At 66.7% G+C, this 17,624-nt stretch carries 15 protein-coding genes and 1 tRNA gene; 11 read left to right on the top strand and 5 right to left on the bottom strand.

What is annotated here, in order from left to right; all coding sequences use genetic code 11:
- The first annotated feature begins 282 nt into the window (after positions 1 to 282).
- Together ABD231_RS29000 and pyk are read left to right on the top strand one after the other, a co-directional pair.
- Positions 283 to 1,833 carry a metallophosphoesterase family protein gene (locus ABD231_RS29000; protein ID WP_344158772.1) on the top strand — a complete coding sequence of 517 codons (1,551 nt, stop codon included), beginning with the start codon at positions 283 to 285 and terminating at the stop codon, positions 1,831 to 1,833.
- 99 nt (positions 1,834 to 1,932) lie between these two features.
- Positions 1,933 to 3,384: a pyruvate kinase gene (gene pyk / locus ABD231_RS28995; protein ID WP_344158770.1), complete on the top strand. Its 1,452-nt coding sequence runs from the start codon at positions 1,933 to 1,935 to the stop codon at positions 3,382 to 3,384.
- Between the two features lie 48 nt (positions 3,385 to 3,432).
- On the opposite strand, the gene ABD231_RS28990 is transcribed toward pyk, so the two are convergent.
- Together ABD231_RS28990 and ABD231_RS28985 are read right to left on the bottom strand one after the other, a co-directional pair.
- Positions 3,433 to 4,176 carry a transcriptional regulator gene (locus ABD231_RS28990; RefSeq protein WP_344158768.1) on the bottom strand — a complete coding sequence of 248 codons (744 nt, stop codon included), beginning with the start codon at positions 4,174 to 4,176 and terminating at the stop codon, positions 3,433 to 3,435.
- Between the two features lie 35 nt (positions 4,177 to 4,211).
- Positions 4,212 to 4,284, bottom strand: a tRNA-Leu gene (locus ABD231_RS28985).
- 85 nt (positions 4,285 to 4,369) lie between these two features.
- On the opposite strand from ABD231_RS28985, the gene ABD231_RS28980 reads away from it, so the two are divergent.
- From ABD231_RS28980 to ABD231_RS28945, 7 genes are all read left to right on the top strand, one after another.
- On the top strand, positions 4,370 to 5,143 hold the full coding sequence (locus tag ABD231_RS28980; RefSeq protein WP_344158766.1) for a transcriptional regulator: 774 nt from the start codon (positions 4,370 to 4,372) through the stop codon (positions 5,141 to 5,143).
- A gap of 16 nt (positions 5,144 to 5,159) precedes the next feature.
- Positions 5,160 to 5,747, top strand: coding sequence for an ANTAR domain-containing response regulator (locus ABD231_RS28975; RefSeq protein ID WP_344158764.1), 588 nt, complete (start codon positions 5,160 to 5,162; stop codon positions 5,745 to 5,747).
- A gap of 423 nt (positions 5,748 to 6,170) precedes the next feature.
- Positions 6,171 to 7,412, top strand: a complete 1,242-nt coding sequence (locus tag ABD231_RS28970) for a branched-chain amino acid ABC transporter substrate-binding protein (protein ID WP_344158762.1) — start codon at positions 6,171 to 6,173, stop codon at positions 7,410 to 7,412.
- 86 nt (positions 7,413 to 7,498) lie between these two features.
- A complete protein-coding gene (locus ABD231_RS28960; RefSeq protein WP_425554215.1) occupies positions 7,499 to 8,815 on the top strand; it encodes a branched-chain amino acid ABC transporter permease in 1,317 nt (438 codons plus the stop codon).
- Positions 8,812 to 10,515 carry a branched-chain amino acid ABC transporter permease gene (locus ABD231_RS28955; protein WP_344158760.1) on the top strand — a complete coding sequence of 568 codons (1,704 nt, stop codon included), beginning with the start codon at positions 8,812 to 8,814 and terminating at the stop codon, positions 10,513 to 10,515. Before ABD231_RS28960 ends, ABD231_RS28955 begins: the two co-directional genes overlap by 4 nt.
- Complete coding sequence (locus ABD231_RS28950; RefSeq protein ID WP_344158758.1) at positions 10,512 to 11,474, top strand: ABC transporter ATP-binding protein; 963 nt, start codon at positions 10,512 to 10,514, stop codon at positions 11,472 to 11,474. Before ABD231_RS28955 ends, ABD231_RS28950 begins: the two co-directional genes overlap by 4 nt.
- Complete coding sequence (locus ABD231_RS28945; RefSeq protein ID WP_425554214.1) at positions 11,471 to 12,214, top strand: ABC transporter ATP-binding protein; 744 nt, start codon at positions 11,471 to 11,473, stop codon at positions 12,212 to 12,214. The genes ABD231_RS28950 and ABD231_RS28945 overlap by 4 nt, the downstream gene beginning before the upstream one ends.
- A 19-nt stretch (positions 12,215 to 12,233) precedes the next feature.
- On the opposite strand, the gene ABD231_RS28940 is transcribed toward ABD231_RS28945, so the two are convergent.
- Positions 12,234 to 12,974: a DUF554 domain-containing protein gene (locus ABD231_RS28940; protein ID WP_344158756.1), complete on the bottom strand. Its 741-nt coding sequence runs from the start codon at positions 12,972 to 12,974 to the stop codon at positions 12,234 to 12,236.
- Positions 12,975 to 13,102: 128 nt separating this feature from the next.
- Between ABD231_RS28940 and ABD231_RS28935 the strand changes: the two genes are divergently transcribed.
- Positions 13,103 to 13,720: a GNAT family N-acetyltransferase gene (locus ABD231_RS28935; RefSeq protein WP_344158754.1), complete on the top strand. Its 618-nt coding sequence runs from the start codon at positions 13,103 to 13,105 to the stop codon at positions 13,718 to 13,720.
- Here the strand turns inward: ABD231_RS28935 and ABD231_RS28930 are convergent.
- Positions 13,683 to 14,102: a hotdog fold thioesterase gene (locus ABD231_RS28930; protein WP_344158752.1), complete on the bottom strand. Its 420-nt coding sequence runs from the start codon at positions 14,100 to 14,102 to the stop codon at positions 13,683 to 13,685. The genes ABD231_RS28935 and ABD231_RS28930 overlap by 38 nt on opposite strands.
- Before the next feature lie 100 nt (positions 14,103 to 14,202).
- Here ABD231_RS28930 and polA point away from each other — a divergent pair, with 100 nt between their 5' ends.
- Complete coding sequence (gene polA / locus ABD231_RS28925; protein ID WP_344158750.1) at positions 14,203 to 16,902, top strand: DNA polymerase I; 2,700 nt, start codon at positions 14,203 to 14,205, stop codon at positions 16,900 to 16,902.
- On the opposite strand, the gene ABD231_RS28920 is transcribed toward polA, so the two are convergent.
- Entirely contained in the window at positions 16,899 to 17,603 is a 705-nt protein-coding gene (locus ABD231_RS28920) for an aspartate/glutamate racemase family protein (protein ID WP_344158748.1), read from the bottom strand. The genes polA and ABD231_RS28920 overlap by 4 nt on opposite strands.
- Positions 17,604 to 17,624: the final 21 nt, after the last annotated feature.

Genomic DNA, 17,624 nt, shown 5'->3' with positions numbered 1-17,624 from the left:
CCGCTCTTTGTGCACGAAGCACAACTTTGGGAACCCACCAACCATTTTTCTCCCGCCGAAACGACTGGTGGGTACTCAAAGTCGCCCCTCGTGCCCAAAGAGCAGCCCCCTTCTCTTTGGGCACCACATCCAACTTTGGGAACCCACCGACCACGTTGTGCCTGTCAGAACGGTTGGTGGGTACTCAAAGTCGCGGTTTGTGCTCAAAGAACGGTCGGCTGCTCTTTGGGCGCGGGGTGGATGGTCGGTGGTGAAGGTGGCGTGGGCCGATAGGTTGGTGGTGTGGGTAGGCGGTTGGTGACGCGGAAGCGGGTCCAGGCGGTGGCGCCGTGGGCCGGGCTGGTCATGCTGTGGGCGGCGACCACGATGCTGGTCGGGGCGCTGGGGTTCTCGAACGACTCCGAGCGGGTCACGATCGGGGCGCACGCGGCAACGATCTCGCCGACGTTCGACGGTCATGCGACGCTCGATCTCGGGGCGGTGTTACCGCGGTTGCGGATCGCGACCGACACACCGGGCGGGGTCGGTGTGAACGTCGACATACAGGAGACTGACGCCGACAACCTCACCGAGCTGCTCAACCGTGACGCCCTGATCGCCTCGCAGCCCGACGGTGAGATCGCCCGGATCCAGCAGGTCATCCAGGAGATGGCCGTCGACAACCTCGTCGCCGGAGCTGGTTCGGGGTTGCTGGTGGTTGTGGTGGTGGCGACGCTGTGGACCTCACTCGGTCGTCGGCGGCGCCGCGAGTTGTGGGACTACGTGCACACGCACGAACGGCGGTTCGAGCACCGGGCCCTCGTCGTACTGGTCGCGATGCTGATCACGATCGCGTCGATCTTCGGCCCCGGACGGATGCGTACGGCGGAGGTCCCGCCGACCGAGTGGCGGCCGCTGTCGGAGTTGCTGCCGCAGTTGTCGCTCGACCCGCGGTTGAAGCGGGTCGAGGTCGCGTCTGGATTCTCCACCACCGGTGGTGTCGGCGTGATCAAGACGGCGGTCGAGACGTACGAGCGTTCGACCGAGTTCTACGGGCGGTTGCGGGATCAGGTCCCGCGGGTCGGCGGGCGGATCCACCAGGCGACCGAGAACGAGACGGTCGCGCTGCTGGTCTCGGACCGGCACGACAACATCGGGATGGACCCGGTCGCGGCCGAGGTCGCGAAGGTGGCCGGCGCGAAGGTGCTGATCGACGCCGGCGACGACTCGTCGTCGGGGCAGTCGTGGGAGGTGTTCAGCATCCACTCGCTGCGGGAGCACTTCAAGGACCTCAAAGTGGTCGCCGTCGCCGGGAACCACGACGCCGGCGGACACATCGAGGACGCGATGCGGAAGAACGGCTTCACCGTCCTCGACAGCAAGCCGGTCGAGGTCGAGGGGATCCGGTTCCTGGGCGACAGCGACCCGACCAAGACCGGGCTCGGCAGCGCGGACAGCCCCGGCGACGAGACGATCGCCGACCAGTCCAAGCGGCTCGCCGACGTTGCCTGCGAGCAGCCCGACGACAAGCGGATCTCGACAATGGTCGTCCACGACCCCTCGTCGTACGCCGAAACGGCCGCCCGCGGCTGCGCGATACTCCTGTTGTCCGGACATCTGCACCGGCAGGTCGGCCCCGAGACGAAGGTCGTCGACGATCGGCCGGTCACGACGTACACGAACGGGACGACCGGGGGAGCGGCGTACGCGTTCGCGCTCGGCTACACGCTGCGGCGGCCGGGGGAGATGACGCTGGTCACCTATACCGACGGCAAGCCGATCGGCCTGCAGACCGTCACCGCCGGGCTGGCCGGCGAAATCACCGTCGGGCCCTACACCCCCTTGCCTTCCTGACGTTTCAGGCTTCGCGGCCGCTTGTCACGGGGTGTTAACCCACCAGTAACGGGGGTGGACCAGCGGCGCAGTGGTCTTGTAGGAGTAGGGTTTTGTGACGTGCGTCGCGCAAAGATCGTTTGTACGCTCGGCCCGGCTACGGCCGCCCCCGAGCGCATCCTGGAACTCGTCCAAGCCGGTATGGACGTGGCTCGTCTCAACCTGAGCCACGGTGCCCATGCCGAGCACGAGCGGATCTATCAGCGGATCCGTACCGCCGCCGCGGAGACCGGCAAGAACGTCGGCATCCTGGTCGACCTGCAGGGTCCGAAGATCCGGCTGGCCGAGTTCGCCGAAGGCAAGGTCACGCTGACCTACGGCGAGCGCTTCACCATCACCACCCGGGAGGTGCCGGGTGACGTGACCATCTGCGGAACGACGTACGACGGTCTGCCCGGTGACGTGAAACCCGGCGACCAGCTGCTCATCGACGACGGCCGGATCGGGCTCGTCGCCGAGGAGGTGACCGCGACCGACGTGATCTGCCGCGTCACCGTGGGTGGCCCGGTGTCGAACCACAAGGGCATCAACCTGCCCGGCGTCGCGGTCAGCGTGCCGGCGCTGTCCGAGAAGGACGTCGAGGACCTGCGGTGGGCCCTGCACCTGCCCGCCGACATGATCGCGCTGTCCTTCGTCCGGGACGCCGCCGACATCGCCCTCGTGCACAAGATCATGGACGAGGAGGGCCTCCGGGTCCCCGTCATCGCCAAGATCGAGAAGCCGCAGGCGGTCGCGAACCTCGACGAGATCATCGAGGCCTTCGACGGTTTCATGGTCGCCCGCGGTGACCTCGGCGTCGAGCTCCCGCTCGAAGAGGTCCCGCTGGTCCAGAAGCTGATCATCGACCAGGCCCGCCTGAACGCCAAGCCGGTGATCGTCGCCACCCAGATGCTCGAATCGATGATCTCCGCCCCCCGCCCGACCCGCGCCGAGGCCTCCGACGTCGCCAACGCCGTCCTCGACGGCGCCGACGCCGTCATGCTCTCCGGCGAAACCAGCGTCGGCCGCTTCCCGATCGAGACCGTCAACACGATGGCCCGTATCGTCGAGTCCACCGAGGAACACGGCCTCTCCCGCGTCAAGGAAATCGAGTGGGAACCCCGCACCAAGGGCGGAGTCATCGCCCGCGCCGCGGCGGACGTCGCCGAGCGCCTCGACGCCAAACTCCTGGTCGCCTTCACCCAGTCCGGTGACACGGCCCTGCGCCTGGCCCGCTACCGCACCGAAATCCCCGTCCTGGCCTTCACCCCCGTCCCCTCGGTCAGCTCCTGGCTCTCCGTCGTCTGGGGCATCGAGACCCACATCGTCCCCACCGTCGACCACACCGACGAAATGGTCCGCCAGGTAGACCAGCGCCTGCTGGAACTGGGCAAACTCAAAAAGGGCGACCTGGTAGTAATCGTCGCCGGCTCCCCACCCTCCATCCCCGGCTCCACCAACGCCCTCCGAGTCCACCGAATGGGCGACGCCATCGAAGGCATCGCCCCGGCGTATCGGACTCCGAACCCGTAAACAGAGCGCTGTGACAGAGGCGGACGGCCAGGTGGTCGTCCGCCTCACTCATGTCTTAGGCCCGATGAACTCGTCGAGCCGAGCAACGCCTGCTTTTTGAGCCACCGACAGGGCATTTCGCCGAGGCATGCGCCAGGGGATGTCGAGCAGGCTGAGGGTCTCCTGACACAACCGCATGATGTCGGCCGACTCGTTGGAGAACTGGTACCGCGGGTACTCGTACCGCTTGGTCACACCACCGACCATCCGCGTCGCCCAGTTCGCTGCCCGGCAGCCGTCGGAGTTGAACAGCCCGCGCAGGAGCAGTTCCGGGTGCTCGGCAACGATCTCGCGCTGCCAATCCACCAACTCGATCCGCCGCCCGTGCTTCGGTCCGGCGCCATGCTGCGGAAACAGACACGGCCAGTGCTTCCAGTACGAGACAACGGACGTATACCCGACCGCCTGCACCCGATGGACCGGGCGGCTCGGGTGTATGGCGATCACAACCGCCGCGACCTCGTCGATCAGCCGCGGATACTTGTCGTCACAGGCGATCCGCAGCGCGTACACCTTCCGGCGATGCTCTGACAGACAGCCGTCGCCCAGATACCACCCCAATAGATGCGCGTACGACGCGCGGTCGAGCGCCCCACTCGAACACCGAGGGCAACTGCCGGACCGCGGCTCCGGATCGTCACGCCACTCACGCAACGCCGACCGGCTGACCCCGAGCCGCTTGCTGATCGCGTTGAGGCTCGCCCCGGAAGCCATCGCTTCCCGAGCCACAGCCCGCATCTTCTCGTCGTACATGAAGCGAGAATCGCAGGCCCTACAGACAAAAACTGTGCCCTGAGTGGGATTCGAACCCACACTGAATCGCGTTTGAGGCGACGCCCTCTGCCGTTGGGGTATCAGGGCTTTCTACCTACTGTGCAGGATTCAGATCCTAACCCATCGAGGTAGCTGGACCGCAAATTGTCGGTGGTCTTCGAGAGCATGTGGCATGGGGCACTTCAGGTCGCAGGAGACGGTTGACTCCGCGTTGCGGATGTCGGACAACGGGGTCAGCGATCGGGCCAACGCAGAGATACATGGCGTTGCGATCAAGACGATCAAGCGGTGGCGCCGGCTGTACCAAGAGCTGGGTCTGCCGCGGGGGACGGGTTTTCCGCCGACTCCTTGTCCTCGGTGTGATGGAGCGGAGCTGGATGAGAAGGCGTACGCGTTGCTGCTGGGGTGGTATCTGGGGGATGGGTGCATCGCCAAGGCGCGGCGGGGTGTGTTCACGCTGCAGATCGTGAATGACGTCAGGTACGTCGAGCTGAATCGCGAGATCGCCGAGACGATGATTCGGGTGAAGCCGACTGCTGGTCCGGTTCCTCGGCAAGGTATCGGGTGCGTCCGGACGGAGGTTAGGTGGAAGCATTGGCCGTGCTTGTTTCCGCAGCATGGGGCGGGGCGGAAGCATCTGCGGAAGATCGAGTTGGTCGAGTGGCAGTTGGAGATTGTTGCCAAGTACCCCGAGCAACTGGTGCGTGGGTTGTTCCACTCGGACGGGTGCCGGTTCGAGAATTGGGTGAGCAAGCCGGGGTCGGAGAAGCGGTACTTCTACTCGCGGTACATCTTCAGTAACAAGTCGGACGACATCCGCAACATCCTCACGCAGGCCCTCGACCTGCTCGGCATTCCTTGGCGAAGCCCGCGCTGGGATCACATCGCGGTGAGTCGGCGGGAAGGGGTGGAGAGGCTCGACACGTTTGTGGGGCCTAAGTCGTAGGTGGCGGGTCGATACAGTGGCCCTTGTGACTGCTAAGCGTGTGGTGATCGCTGAGGACGAGGCGTTGATCCGGATGGATCTGGCCGAGATGCTGGCCGAGGAGGGGTACGACGTCGTCGGGCAGGCGGGGGACGGCGAGGAGGCCATTCGGCTGGCTGCTGAGCATCGGCCGGATCTGGTGATTCTGGATGTGAAGATGCCGAAGCTGGACGGGTTGAGTGCGGCGGAGAAGATCGCGGGGGAGCGGATCGCGCCGGTGCTGATGCTGACGGCGTTCTCGCAGCGGGAGCTGGTGGAGCGGGCCCGGGACGCGGGGGCGATGGCTTATCTGGTGAAACCGTTCTCCAAGGCTGATCTGTTGCCGGCGATCGAGATCGCGGCGTCGCGGTACGTCGAGCTGGCGGAGCTGGAGCGGGAGGTCGCGGATCTGGCGGAGCGGCTGGAGACGCGGAAGCTGGTGGACCGGGCGAAGTCGGTGCTGCAGACGAAGTTCGGGTTGTCGGAGCCGGATTCGTTCCGGTGGATCCAGAAGACGGCGATGGACAAGCGGGTGTCGATGCGGCAGGTGGCCGAGCTCGTGGTGGACGAGGCCGGCGGCAACTGAGCGGGCGAGCGGCCAACCAGACAACCGGATCCGGTACTCCGGGGCTGGTTGCCGAGGGCATCCACCCGGCGGATGCCCGTCCGGGCGGGCGCCGGCGGGGGCGGACGGGCGGCGTACCGGGGGTTCGGTGCGCCGGACGGGCACGGATTGTCACCCGAAGGTGATGACTGGTGAAGATTTGTCACGGACCGTGCCGGAGGTGGCCTGTCGAAACCGGCCAGTCTTCACGCAAACGGGATGAAGAACTGACGCTGTGTCATCATCCTGCCGCTGGGACAGTTCTCAGATTGCAAGATGGTACTTACAGCTGTAACGACCTCACAACACAGCCAGTGCGCTGTTCGCTTGGGAGCATTCGGCGGTCTAACCTGCGGATGCTCGCGGCAAACGCGGGAGTCCGGGGATCGGCCGGACTATCCAGACATGGGAGGAACAGTGCACCAGCGTTCCGTAGTAAGGGTCGGCGCGTCGCTGATCGTTGCGTCGTTGGCCCTGACTGCCTGCGGTTCTCGCAGTGGCGGTGACAATGGCGGGGGGACTGGCGGCAGCACCAAGACCGCCAAGATCGGCATCATCGCGCCGCTGTCGGGTGACCTGTCGGCGCTGGGCCTCGGTATCCAGCACTCCGTCGAGCTGGCCATCAAGCAGGCCAACGACACCAACGCGATCCCGGGCTGGAAGCTCGAGGCCGTGCCGAAGGACGACGAGGGCAAGACCGAGCCGGGCAAGAACGCGGCCACCGCGCTGGCCGGCGACAAGGACGTCATCGGCGTCGTCGGCACGCTGAACACCAGCGTCGCCCAGCAGGTCCAGCCGGTGCTCGACCCGAAGCACATCGTCCAGGTCTCGCCGGCCAACACCGGCCCCGGCCTGACCCAGGGTGCGGCGTGGCAGACGGCGCCGAAGCGGCCGTACACCAACTACTTCCGCACCTGCACGACCGACGCGGTTCAGGGCCCGTTCGCGGCCCGGTACCTGTTCGAGACCGCGAAGATCACCAAGGTCGCCACGATCCACGACAAGAAGGCCTACGGCCAGGGTCTGGTCGGCACCTTCACCGACGAGTTCAAGAAGCTCGGCGGCCAGATCGTCGCGGCCCAGACGGTGAACCCGGACGACACCAACTACAGCGCGGTCATCTCGGCGATCAAGCCGTCCGGCCCGCAGGCCGTCTACTACGGCGGCGAGTACCCGCAGGCCGGGCCGCTCTCGCAGCAGATGAAGGCCGCCGGCCTGAACGTCCCGCTGATGGGCGGCGACGGCATCAAGGACCCGAAGTACATCACCCTGGCCGGTAAGAACGCCACCAACGACCTCTCGACGTCCGTCGGTGCGCCGACCGACTCGACCGAGGCCGGCAAGAAGTTCCTGGCCGACTACAAGACGGCCGGCTACAAGGAGGACTCCGCTGCGTACGGCGGTTACTCCTACGACGCGGCCAACGCGATCATCAACGCCCTGAAGACGTCGCTGGCCGGCGCTTCGGACGTCGAGTCGGCGCGTCAGAAGACTGTCGATGCCCTCGGCAAGGTTTCGTTCGACGGTGTGACCGGCAAGGTCGCGTTCGACCAGTACGGCGACAGCACCTCCAAGGTGCTGACCGTCTACAAGGTCGACGCGGGCGCGTGGGCGACCGTGGAGACGAAGGCTTTCGAGACCAAGTAAGCAAGGTCGACCTCATGTTCTCGGGGGTGGGAGAAGATCCTCCCGCCCCCGAGGCATGTCGTAACTGAGGTAGTTGGGAGGTCGACGTGGACCAGTTCTTCCAGCAGCTCGTCAATGGGCTGACCCTGGGATCGCTGTACGCCCTGATCGCCGTCGGGTACACCGTCGTCTACGGCATCGTGCAGCTCATCAACTTCGCCCACGGCGAGGTGTTCATGATCGGTGCGTTCGGCGCACTGACCACTTATCTGTTGTTCTTCGACGGCAAGACCTCGGTCTGGATCCTGCCGGTGATGATGCTCGGCGCGATCATCGCGTCGGTCGGCACCGCGGTGCTGATGGAACGTGTCGCGTACCGTCCCCTGCGGAACGCGCCACGACTGGCACCACTGATCACCGCGATCGGTATCTCGGTGTTCCTGCAGGAGTTCATCCGGCTGATGTACGACCAGCCCGCGTGGACCGTCGTCGTGTTCGCCGGCGGCGCGCTGGCACTCGGGTACGTCGTGGGTGGGCGGCCCGGCCGTCCGAACCTGAACCACCCGGTGACGAAGTGGCTCGACCGGGCCCCGTTGCTCGGTGCCGCGACCGGCGCCGTCGTACTGTGGATCGTCGCCCGGCTCGTCGAGCGGGAGCTGAGCGTTCTGCTCGTCCCCGGTGTCGTCATCGTCGGCGCCGCGGTCGGTACCGTCGTCGGTTGGTTGCTGTCGATCGCGGTCCGGAACAAGGCCCGGGTCGAGACCGGTATCCAGCCGATCGTGCTGGCTGCGGTCACCGCGGTGGCGGCGGCCGAGATCGGCTGGGTGCTGTGGCGCACGCTCATCACTCACGTCGAGTGGCCGAGTGCCAAGCAGAGCATCCCGTTCCCGCAGATCGACGTGGTCTCCGGTACGGCGCTCTCTGTCGGCGGAGTCACGATCCAGCGCTCGGCGATCTTCACGGTCGCCGCACTCGCGATCTGTGCGATCGTGCTGTGGTTCTTCATCAACCGGACCCGCGTCGGCCGCGGTATGCAGGCCGTCTCGCAGGACCCGGACACCGCTCGCCTGATGGGTATCAACGTCGACCGGATCATCGTGGTCGCGTTCGCCCTCGGTGCTGTGCTCGCTGCGATCGCAGGTGTATCGCAGGGACTGCAGAACAGCAACATCCAGTACCGGATGGGCTTCCTGGCCGGTCTGAAGGCGTTCACCGCCGCCGTACTGGGTGGTATCGGCAACATCTACGGCGCGGTCGTCGGTGGCCTCGTCCTCGGTGTGGTCGAGGCGATGGCGACGCAGTACATCCCGGGCCAGTTCGGTGGTAGTACCTGGAAGGACGTCTGGGCGTTCGTGATCCTGATTCTGGTTCTGGTGTTCAGGCCGCAGGGCCTGCTGGGCGCGAGGGTGGTGGACCGCGCATGACCGACGTACAGACACAGCCTCCGGCAGCGCCGGAGGTTGCGGGCGCGCCCAAGGGCCGTCCGTTCGCGTGGCCGCTCGGCCTGGCCGGCGCCGTTCTGGTGATCTTCGGATCGTGCCTGTCCTGGAGCTACGACGGCTCGATCCTGAACGATCTGTCGATCGACCTCTATCCCGGTGGCCTGCAGATCCTGGCGATCATCGTCGCCGTGGTGGCGCTGGTGCTGCTGGTGGCCGACAAGGGCAAGCTCGGTTGGTGGCTGGACACGACCGCCGGTCTGCGCGCGCTCGGGTCCGGGCTGGCACTGTTCATGGTGCTGACCCTGGCGGCGATCAGCGTCGAGTCCGACGGTCTGATCAACGTCAACCCCGGCGGGTACATCTCGCTGGTGGGCGCGCTGCTGCTCGCGGTGGCGGCCTGGCTGATGCCGTTGCGGCACGGGCTGCGCGACATGAGCAAGGCGAAGTCGCCGGCCTGGGCCGAGATCCTCGCGATCGCGCTGCTGATGGCGGCGCTGCTGTTCACGGCGGCGTACGCGCTCGGCCTGGACGACGCCTGGTTGTTCATCCTCTGCCTGGTCTTCATCGCGACGATCGCGGTCGCGCTGTTCCGGGTCGGAGCGATGAGCTGGATCAGTCATGCCGGGCAGCGGCACCGCAAGGTGCTGACGCTGGCGTCGTTCGCGGTGGCGTTCCTGTTCCCGTTCACCCAGAACGGGTCGGACGCGAACATGTCGATCGCGACCTCGGTGCTGGTCTTCGCGGCCACCGCGATGGGTCTGAACATCGTGGTCGGTCTGGCCGGTCTGCTCGACCTCGGGTACATCGCGTTCCTGGGTTCGGGTGCGTACGTCGCGGCGACGCTCTCGGAGTCGGCGTTCGCGACGATCGGCTGGAAGCCGCCGTTCCTGGTGGTCGTTCTGGTCGGTGCCTGTGTCGCGGCCCTGCTGGGTCTGGTGATCGGTTCGCCGACACTGCGCGTCTCGGGTGACTACCTGGCCATCGTGACGCTGGGCTTCGGTGAGATCTTCCGGTTCGCGATGTTCAACCTGGACGGCAACAACGGCCCGAACCTGACCAACGGGCCGAACGGTATCCCCGGGATCCCGGACCTGGTGCTGTTCGGCTGGGACTTCGGCGCCACCCGGCACCCGTTCGGGTTCGAGATCACCCGCTTCTCGAACTACTACTTCCTGCTGCTGATCCTGACCGGCGGCGTCATCCTGGTCTTCTCCCGGCTGAACAGCAGCCGGATCGGACGCGGCTGGGTGGCGATCCGGGAGGACGAGAAGGCCGCTGAGGCGATGGGTGTGAACGTCTTCGGCCTGAAGCTGCTGGCGTTCGCGGTCGGTGCGTTCCTGGCCGGTCTGGCCGGCACCATCAAGGCGCATCAGGACGGCGCGGTCAGCCCCGACCAGTACATCTTCCTGGAGTCGGCGTTCCTGCTCGCCGCGATCGTGCTCGGCGGTATGGGCACCATCGCCGGTGTGTTGCTGGGAGCAACGATCCTGAAGCTGCTGCCGGAGAAGCTGCGGTTCTTCTCGGAGTACCGGCTGTTGCTGTTCGGCATCACGCTGGTGCTGATGATGCGCTTCCGGCCCGAGGGTCTGGTAGCGAGCAGGCGGCGGCAGCTCGAGTTCCATGAAGAGGACGAGCAGCTCGCCGATGAGGTCGAGCACCAGCTCGTCGAGGAGGCCAAATGACCGTCACGGAATCCCGTCCGGCCGCTCCGGCGGTCGGCGGGCCGGTACTCGAAGCCTCCGGCGTCACCATGCGGTTCGGTGGTCTGCTGGCGGTCAACAACGTGAACCTGACCGTTCGCGAGGGCGAGATCGTCGGTCTGATCGGCCCGAACGGCGCCGGCAAGACGACGTTCTTCAACTGCCTGACCGGCCTCTACAAGCCGACCAGCGGGCAGGTCCGGTTCGCCGGCGTACCGCGGAAGGCCCCGGTGGCGCCGAAGCGGAAGAAGGTCAAGCCCGGACAGCCGGTGCCGCCGGAGGCCGCCGTACAGGTGCCGGTGTTGCCGCAGTTGTCGCCGTTGCCGCCCAAGCCGCGCGCCGTGGTGCGCGCGGGGATGGCCCGGACGTTCCAGAACATCCGGCTGTTCGCGAACATGACCGCGCTGGAGAACGTGATGGTCGGCCGCTACAGCCGGACCAGCGCGGGCGCGCTCACCTCGGTCCTGCACGGGCCGAAGTTCCGTCGCGAGGAGGCAGCCACCCGGGCCCGGGCCCAGGAGCTGCTCGACTTCGTCGGTCTCGGCCGGTCGACCGAGCACCTGGCCCGCAACATGCCGTACGGCGATCAGCGGCGGCTCGAGATCGCGCGGGCGCTGGCCACCGACCCGAAGCTCATCCTGCTGGACGAGCCGACGGCCGGTATGAACCCGCAGGAGACCCGGCAGGCGATGGACCTGATCTTCAAGATCCGGGACTCGGGCCTGTCGGTCGTGGTGATCGAGCACGACATGCGGTTCATCTTCAACCTCTGCGACCGGGTGCTCTGCCTGGTCCGGGGCGAGACCCTGATCGAGGGCACCCCGGGTGAGGTGCAGTCCGACCCGCGCGTCATCGAGGCCTATATCGGCACCGGTGAGGACGACGACGAGGACGACGACGACCGTCCGCAGGACGACGTCACCGAGGAGGCGAAGCCATGACGGATTCCACAGAGGAGAAGCCGCTCTCGGCGATGCTCGAGGTGCGGAACCTGGAAGTTGCCTACGGCAAGATCGTGGCCGTGAAGCAGATCAGCTTCAGTGTCGAGCAGGGGCAGGTGGTGTCGCTGATCGGCACCAACGGCGCCGGTAAGACGACCACGCTGCGGACGATCTCGGGTCTGCTCCGGCCGACCCAGGGTGAGATCTGGTTCCAGGGCGAGCGGATCGACAATGTCGCGGCGCATGACATCGTCACCCGCGGGCTGGCGCACTCGCCGGAGGGCCGGCGGATCTTCCCGCGGCTGACCGTCGAGGAGAACCTGCTGCTCGGTGCGTTCGCGCGCCGCGACCCGGCCGGTGTCCGCACCGACCTGGACTCGGCGTACGACCTGTTCCCGATCCTGGGGGAGCGGCGTAAGCAGCCGGCCGGGACGTTCTCCGGTGGTGAGCAGCAGATGCTGGCGATGGGCCGGGCGATGATGAGCCGGCCGAAGCTGATGATGCTGGACGAGCCGTCGATGGGTCTGTCGCCGATCATGATGAAGCGGATCATGTCGACGGTGACCGAGCTGCAGCGGCAGGGCACCACGATCCTGCTGGTGGAGCAGAACGCCCAGGCCGCCCTGAAGCGGGCGGACTACGGCTACGTGCTGGAGGTCGGTCAGATCAAACTGTCCGGCACCGGGCGCGAGCTGCTGGTCAACGACGATGTACGTAAGGCGTACCTCGGGGAAGACTGATCGCTTGTCCTCTCCTCGTTCAGTTGCGGATTACTACCAGCAGCTGAACGAGGAGAGGCGCGACGATCAGTGCCGGCAGCATGTCGGCGACGGCGATCTGCTTGATCTTCAGCAGCCTTAAGGCAACGCCGATCAGCATCACGCCGCCGGTCGCGCCGAGGGCGGTCACGTGGGCCTCCGGCAGGATGTCGCCCAGTACGGCGCCCACCGCGGTCATCAGCCCTTGAATGACCAGTACGACGAGGGCGGACACCATCACGCCCCAGCCGAGTGACGCCGCGAAGGCGATCGAGGCGAACCCGTCCAGCACGGCCTTGAGGAACAACTGGTCCGCGCCACGACCGAGCCCGTCGGACAACGCACCGAGGAACGTCAGCGGCCCGACGCAGAAGACCATTGACGCGGTAACAAAGCCTTCCACGAAAGTGCTTTCCCCGTCGCTGCGACGGAACCGGTGCTGCAGCCACGCGCCGAAACCCTCCAGCCGCTGCTCGATCCGGAGTACCGACCCCGTAATGCCGCCGATCAGCATCGCGCCGAGCACGATCAGGACCGGCGCACTGCTGCCGACCGCGTCGCTGAGCGCCTTGGCGCCCACGGTGAGTGCCGAGGTGATCGCGATCAGCAGCGTGACCAGACCGAGTGCGTCGGTGACCAGATCGCGGGTCCGGTGACTGAGTCGATGCCCGACGAGTACGCCGAGTGTCGACCCGGCCAGAACCGTTGCAACGTTGACGACTGTGCCGATTCCGACGAACAAAGCAGCTCTCCGCTCACTCTCCCGGGCGCAGCTTTGCAAGTGACCCTGGAGGGCCTACTGTTGCGCGAGGACGAGCGTATCGGGCCCGTCCCGTTCACCTCGGGGGTGGACCAGACCAGGAGGTCGCTGTGGCCGCTGCCATTGCGGTGCGGGACGCCCAGCCGGGGGATGCTGCCGCGCTCGTCGCGCTGTGGCGCGAGCTGACCACGACCGGTGCGCACCGCCTTCCCGGCGTGCCCACGGTCCCCGCGGTAGAGGTTGCCGTCAGCAAGCATCTGGCCGACCCGTGGGGCCGCCTGATCGTCGGTGAGCTGGACGGCCAGGTGCACGCGATGGCCTACCTGCGCCGGGCCGCGGTCAGCCCGCTGCACGACGACACCACGCTCACGGTGGAGTACCTGCACGTCAGTGATGCCGCCCGTCGGCACGGTGTCGGCAAGGCGATGATCGCCGAGGCGGTCGCCTGGGCCGAACACGAGAGCTGCCCGCACCTGGCCGTGGTCGCCCCGGCGATCGCCCGCGAGGCGAACCGGTTCCTGGCCAGGCTCGGGCTCGGACAGGCCGGCGTACTGCGTTTTGCGAACACGCACACGGTCGCCCGCCGGCTGGCCGCAGAGCACGCGCCGAACCTGCTGGCCCTGCTCTCCTCGCGACGCTCGGTGATCGCCCGCCGGGCTCAGTTGGCCCGGCCGTTGGCGACCGATCCGCTCAGCTACCCGCCGGAGCCTGAATCAGCTGGCAGGTGATTCGCGCCGTACAGACCCGCTTGTCGCGGTCGTCGGTGATCACGACCTCGTACGTCGTAGTCGTCCGGCCGAGGTAGACCGGAGTGGCGACGCCGGTGACCGTGCCCTCGCGGACGGCCCGGTGGTGGGTCGCGTTGATGTCGACCCCGACCGCGACCTTCCCGTACGCCGCGGCGTGCAGCGCGGAACCGATCGAGCCGAGGCTCTCGGCGAGCACGCAGGACGCGCCGCCGTGCAGGAGCCCGTACGGCTGGGTGTTGCCCTTGACGGGCATGGTCGCGACGACCCGATCCGGTGCGGCCTCGCTGACCGCGATCCCCATGAGTTGCAGCAGGCTGCCCTCGACGTCCATGCCTGGCGGGAGGTCGTTGTTAACTGTCACCGCAGCAGCCTAACTGCCGTGTTCGGAAACTGTCCCAGGGAAGCACTAGAGTCGGTGTGTGGCTCCAGATACTGACACTTCTACGCTGACCAAGGATCCAATGGCAGGCACAGCGACGGCAGGCAACGGCCGACCGCGCGTCCTGCTCCTTGATGGGCACTCGCTGGCCTACCGCGCGTTCTACGCCTTGCCGGTGGAGAACTTCTCCACCTCGACCGGGCAGCACACCAACGCGGTGTACGGGTTCACCTCGATGCTGATCAACATGCTGCGTGACGAGCAGCCGACGCACATCTGTGTCGCGTTCGACGTGTCCCGCAAGACCTTCCGCTCCGAGCAGTACACGGAGTACAAGGCCGGCCGGTCGAAGTCCCCGGACGAGTTCAAGGGCCAGGTGTCGCTGGTCAAGGAGGTGCTGGACGCGCTCCGCATCCCGACCACGGAGATCGACGGCTGGGAGGCCGACGACATCATCGCCACGCTCGCCACCCAGGCCTCCGAGCAGGGGTTCGAGGTGCTGATCAGCTCCGGCGACCGGGACTCCTTCCAGCTCGTCAACGAGAACGTGACGGTTCTCTACCCCAAGCGCGGCGTCTCCGAGATCGCCCGGATGGACCCGGCCGCGGTCGAGGCGAAGTACGGCGTACCGCCGCGGCTGTATCCCGACCTGGCCGCGCTGGTGGGGGAGAAGAGCGACAACCTGCCCGGCGTACCGGGTGTCGGTGACAAGACCGCGGCCAAGTGGCTCAACCAGTTCGGCTCGCTGAACGATGTGATCGACCGGGTCAACGAGATCAAGGGCAAGGCCGGTGAGTCGCTGCGCGAGCACCTGTCCGACGTGATCCGGAACCGGCAGATCAACGAGCTGATCCGCGACCTGACCCTGGATGTCACCGTCGACGACCTGCTCCGGGTGCCGTGGGACCGCGAGCAGGTGCACACGCTGTTCGACAGCCTTGAGTTCCGGGTGCTGCGTGAGCGGCTGGTCGCGGAGCACGAAGAGGTCGATGCCACCGTCGAGCACGGCTTCGAGCTGGACGGCGTGCAGCTGAAGCCGGGCGAGGTCGCGGCCTGGCTGACCAAGCACGTGAGCGCCGGTGAGCGGGTCGGCGTTGCGGTGCAGGGCAACTGGGGGCGTGGCACCGGTGAGATCACCGGACTGGCGCTGGCCAACACAGCGGGTGCGGCGGCCTGGTTCGACCCGACTGCGCTGACTCCCGAAGACGAGTCTGCCTGGCAGGCGTGGCTCGCGGACCCGAAGCAGCCGAAGGCGCTGCACGATGCGAAGGGCCCGCTGCTCGGTTTCCTGGAGCGCGGCTGGACGCTGGCCGGTCTGAGCTCGGACACCCAGCTGAGTGCGTACCTGGCGCGTCCGGATCAGCGTTCCTACGACTTGGCTGACCTGACCGTGCGCTATCTGAAGCGTGAGCTCCGGACCGAAGAGGTCGAGAACGGTCAGCTCAGCTTCGACGACATCGAGGGCGGCCCGGCCGCCGACCACACGATGCTGCGCGCCCGCGCGATCGCCGACCTCGCCGACACCCTGGACGCCGAGCTCGAGAAGCAGGCCGGTACGGCGCTCTTGGCGGATGTCGAGTTGCCGCTGATCGACGTGATCGCCGGGATGGAGCGCGACGGGATCGCGGTCGACCGCCCGTATCTCGAGGAGCTGGAAGAGCGGTTCGCGACCGGCGTCCGCGAGGCCGCCACGGCGGCGTACGAGGTGATCGGCAAGGAGATCAACCTCGGTTCGCCCAAGCAGTTGCAGGTGGTGCTGTTCGACGAGCTGCAGATGCCGAAGACGAAGCGGACCAAGACTGGCTACACCACGGACGCGGATTCGCTGCAGGCGCTGTTCGAGAAGACCGAGCACCCGTTCCTGGCGTACCTGCTGGCACACCGCGACGCGACCCGGCTGCGGCAGACCGTCGAGGGCCTGCTGAAGACGATCAGCCCTCGCGATGCGCGGATCCACACGACGTTCAACCAGACCATCGCGGCGACCGGCCGACTCAGCTCCACCGACCCGAACCTGCAGAACATCCCGATCCGCACCGAGGAGGGCCGCCGGATCCGGCAGGCCTTCGTCGTCGGCGAAGGCCACGAGTCGCTGATGTCGGCCGACTACAGCCAGATCGAGATGCGCATCATGGCGCACGTCTCCAAGGACGAGGGCCTGATCGCGGCGTTCAACTCCGGCATGGACTTCCACTCGGTGACCGCGTCGCGGGTGTTCTCGGTCGAGCCGTCCGAGGTGACCCAGGAGCAGCGCGCCAAGATCAAGGCGATGAACTACGGCCTCGCGTACGGCCTGTCGGCGTACGGGTTGAGTCAGCAGCTGAAGATCGGCGTCGACGAGGCCAAGGGCCTGATGGACGAGTACTTCGAAGGCTTCGGCGGAGTCCGCGACTACCTGCGCAGCATCGTCCTCGAAGCCGGCAAGAGCGGCTACACCGAAACCATCCTCGGCCGCCGCCGCTACCTCCCCGACCTCACCAGCGACAACCGCCAGCGCCGCGAGATGGCCGAGCGGATGGCCCTGAACGCCCCCATCCAGGGCTCCGCCGCCGACGTCATCAAGATGGCCATGCTCAAGGTCGACACCTCCCTCAAGGCTTCCAGCCTCCAGTCCCGGATGCTCCTCCAGGTCCACGACGAACTGGTCTTCGAAGTAGCCCCCGGCGAACGCGAAGCCCTCGAAGAACTGGTCCGCCGAGACATGGGCGCCGCCGTCGAGATGGACGTCCCCCTCGACGTCTCCGTAGGCGTAGGCCGAACCTGGCACGAAGCCGCCCACTAGTTCGCCGCAGGTTTCTGCACTGCATGGTCGAGGGCGGCTTTGCAGTGCAGGGTTGTGGTGGGGAAGACGGGGACGGGTAGGTCGGAGGCGGTGAGGGTGAGTTCTAGTTCGGTGCAGCCTAGGACGATTCCTTGTGCGCCTTGGGTGATTAGGTCGTTTGCGATGTGGATGAGGGACTCTCGGGACGGCTGGGAGACGAGGCCTACGCAGAGTTCGGTGTAGATGATGCGTTGGATCTCGGTGCGGGCGGGGGCGTCGGGGACGAGGGTTTGGATGCCGTGGTGGGTCAGGCGGTTGGTGTAGAAGGTTTGTTCCATCGTGTAGCGGGTGGCTAGGAGGCCGATGTGGGTGAGGCCTTGGGCGTGTACGGCGTTGGCTGTTACGTCGCCTAGGTGGATGACGGGGACGGTGACGGCTGCGGCGATGGTGTCGTAGACCTTGTGCATGGTGTTGGTGGCGATCAGGATCAGGGTCGCGCCTGCGGCTTCGAGGTCGGCGGCTCCGCGGGCCAGGATTCGGCCGGCGGCCGGCCAGTTGTTGGTGGCCTGGAGGTGTTCGATCTGGGCGAAGTCGACGGTGGCGACTCGGAGACGGGCAGAGTGCAGGCCGCCTAGGCGCTCTCGGACTCCTTGGTTCAGGAGTCGCAAGTACTCCGCGGTGGACTCCCAGCTCATTCCGCCCAGTACGCCGATGATCTCCATGCGGTCGATGATGCGTCGGCA

The sequence above is a fragment of the Kribbella yunnanensis genome (assembly GCF_039529655.1).
Classification (GTDB): domain Bacteria; phylum Actinomycetota; class Actinomycetes; order Propionibacteriales; family Kribbellaceae; genus Kribbella; species Kribbella yunnanensis.
Note: the sequence above shows the minus strand (reverse complement) of the source record. Positions and strands in the feature narration are given on the sequence as shown.

Bases quoted from the DNA above. Each gene is read 5' to 3' on its own strand.
- ABD231_RS28990 (WP_344158768.1), bottom strand. From the start codon at position 4,176: ATGTACGACGAGAAGATGCGGGCTGTGGCTCGGGAAGCGATGGCTTCC.
- ABD231_RS28980 (WP_344158766.1), top strand. From the start codon at position 4,370: ATGGGGCACTTCAGGTCGCAGGAGACGGTTGACTCCGCGTTGCGGATG.
- ABD231_RS28970 (WP_344158762.1), top strand. From the start codon at position 6,171: ATGGGAGGAACAGTGCACCAGCGTTCCGTAGTAAGGGTCGGCGCGTCG.
- ABD231_RS28955 (WP_344158760.1), top strand. From the start codon at position 8,812: ATGACCGACGTACAGACACAGCCTCCGGCAGCGCCGGAGGTTGCGGGC.
- ABD231_RS28950 (WP_344158758.1), top strand. From the start codon at position 10,512: ATGACCGTCACGGAATCCCGTCCGGCCGCTCCGGCGGTCGGCGGGCCG.
- ABD231_RS28945 (WP_425554214.1), top strand. From the start codon at position 11,471: ATGACGGATTCCACAGAGGAGAAGCCGCTCTCGGCGATGCTCGAGGTG.
- polA (WP_344158750.1), top strand. From the start codon at position 14,203: ATGGCAGGCACAGCGACGGCAGGCAACGGCCGACCGCGCGTCCTGCTC.
- ABD231_RS28920 (WP_344158748.1), bottom strand. From the start codon at position 17,603: ATGGAGATCATCGGCGTACTGGGCGGAATGAGCTGGGAGTCCACCGCG.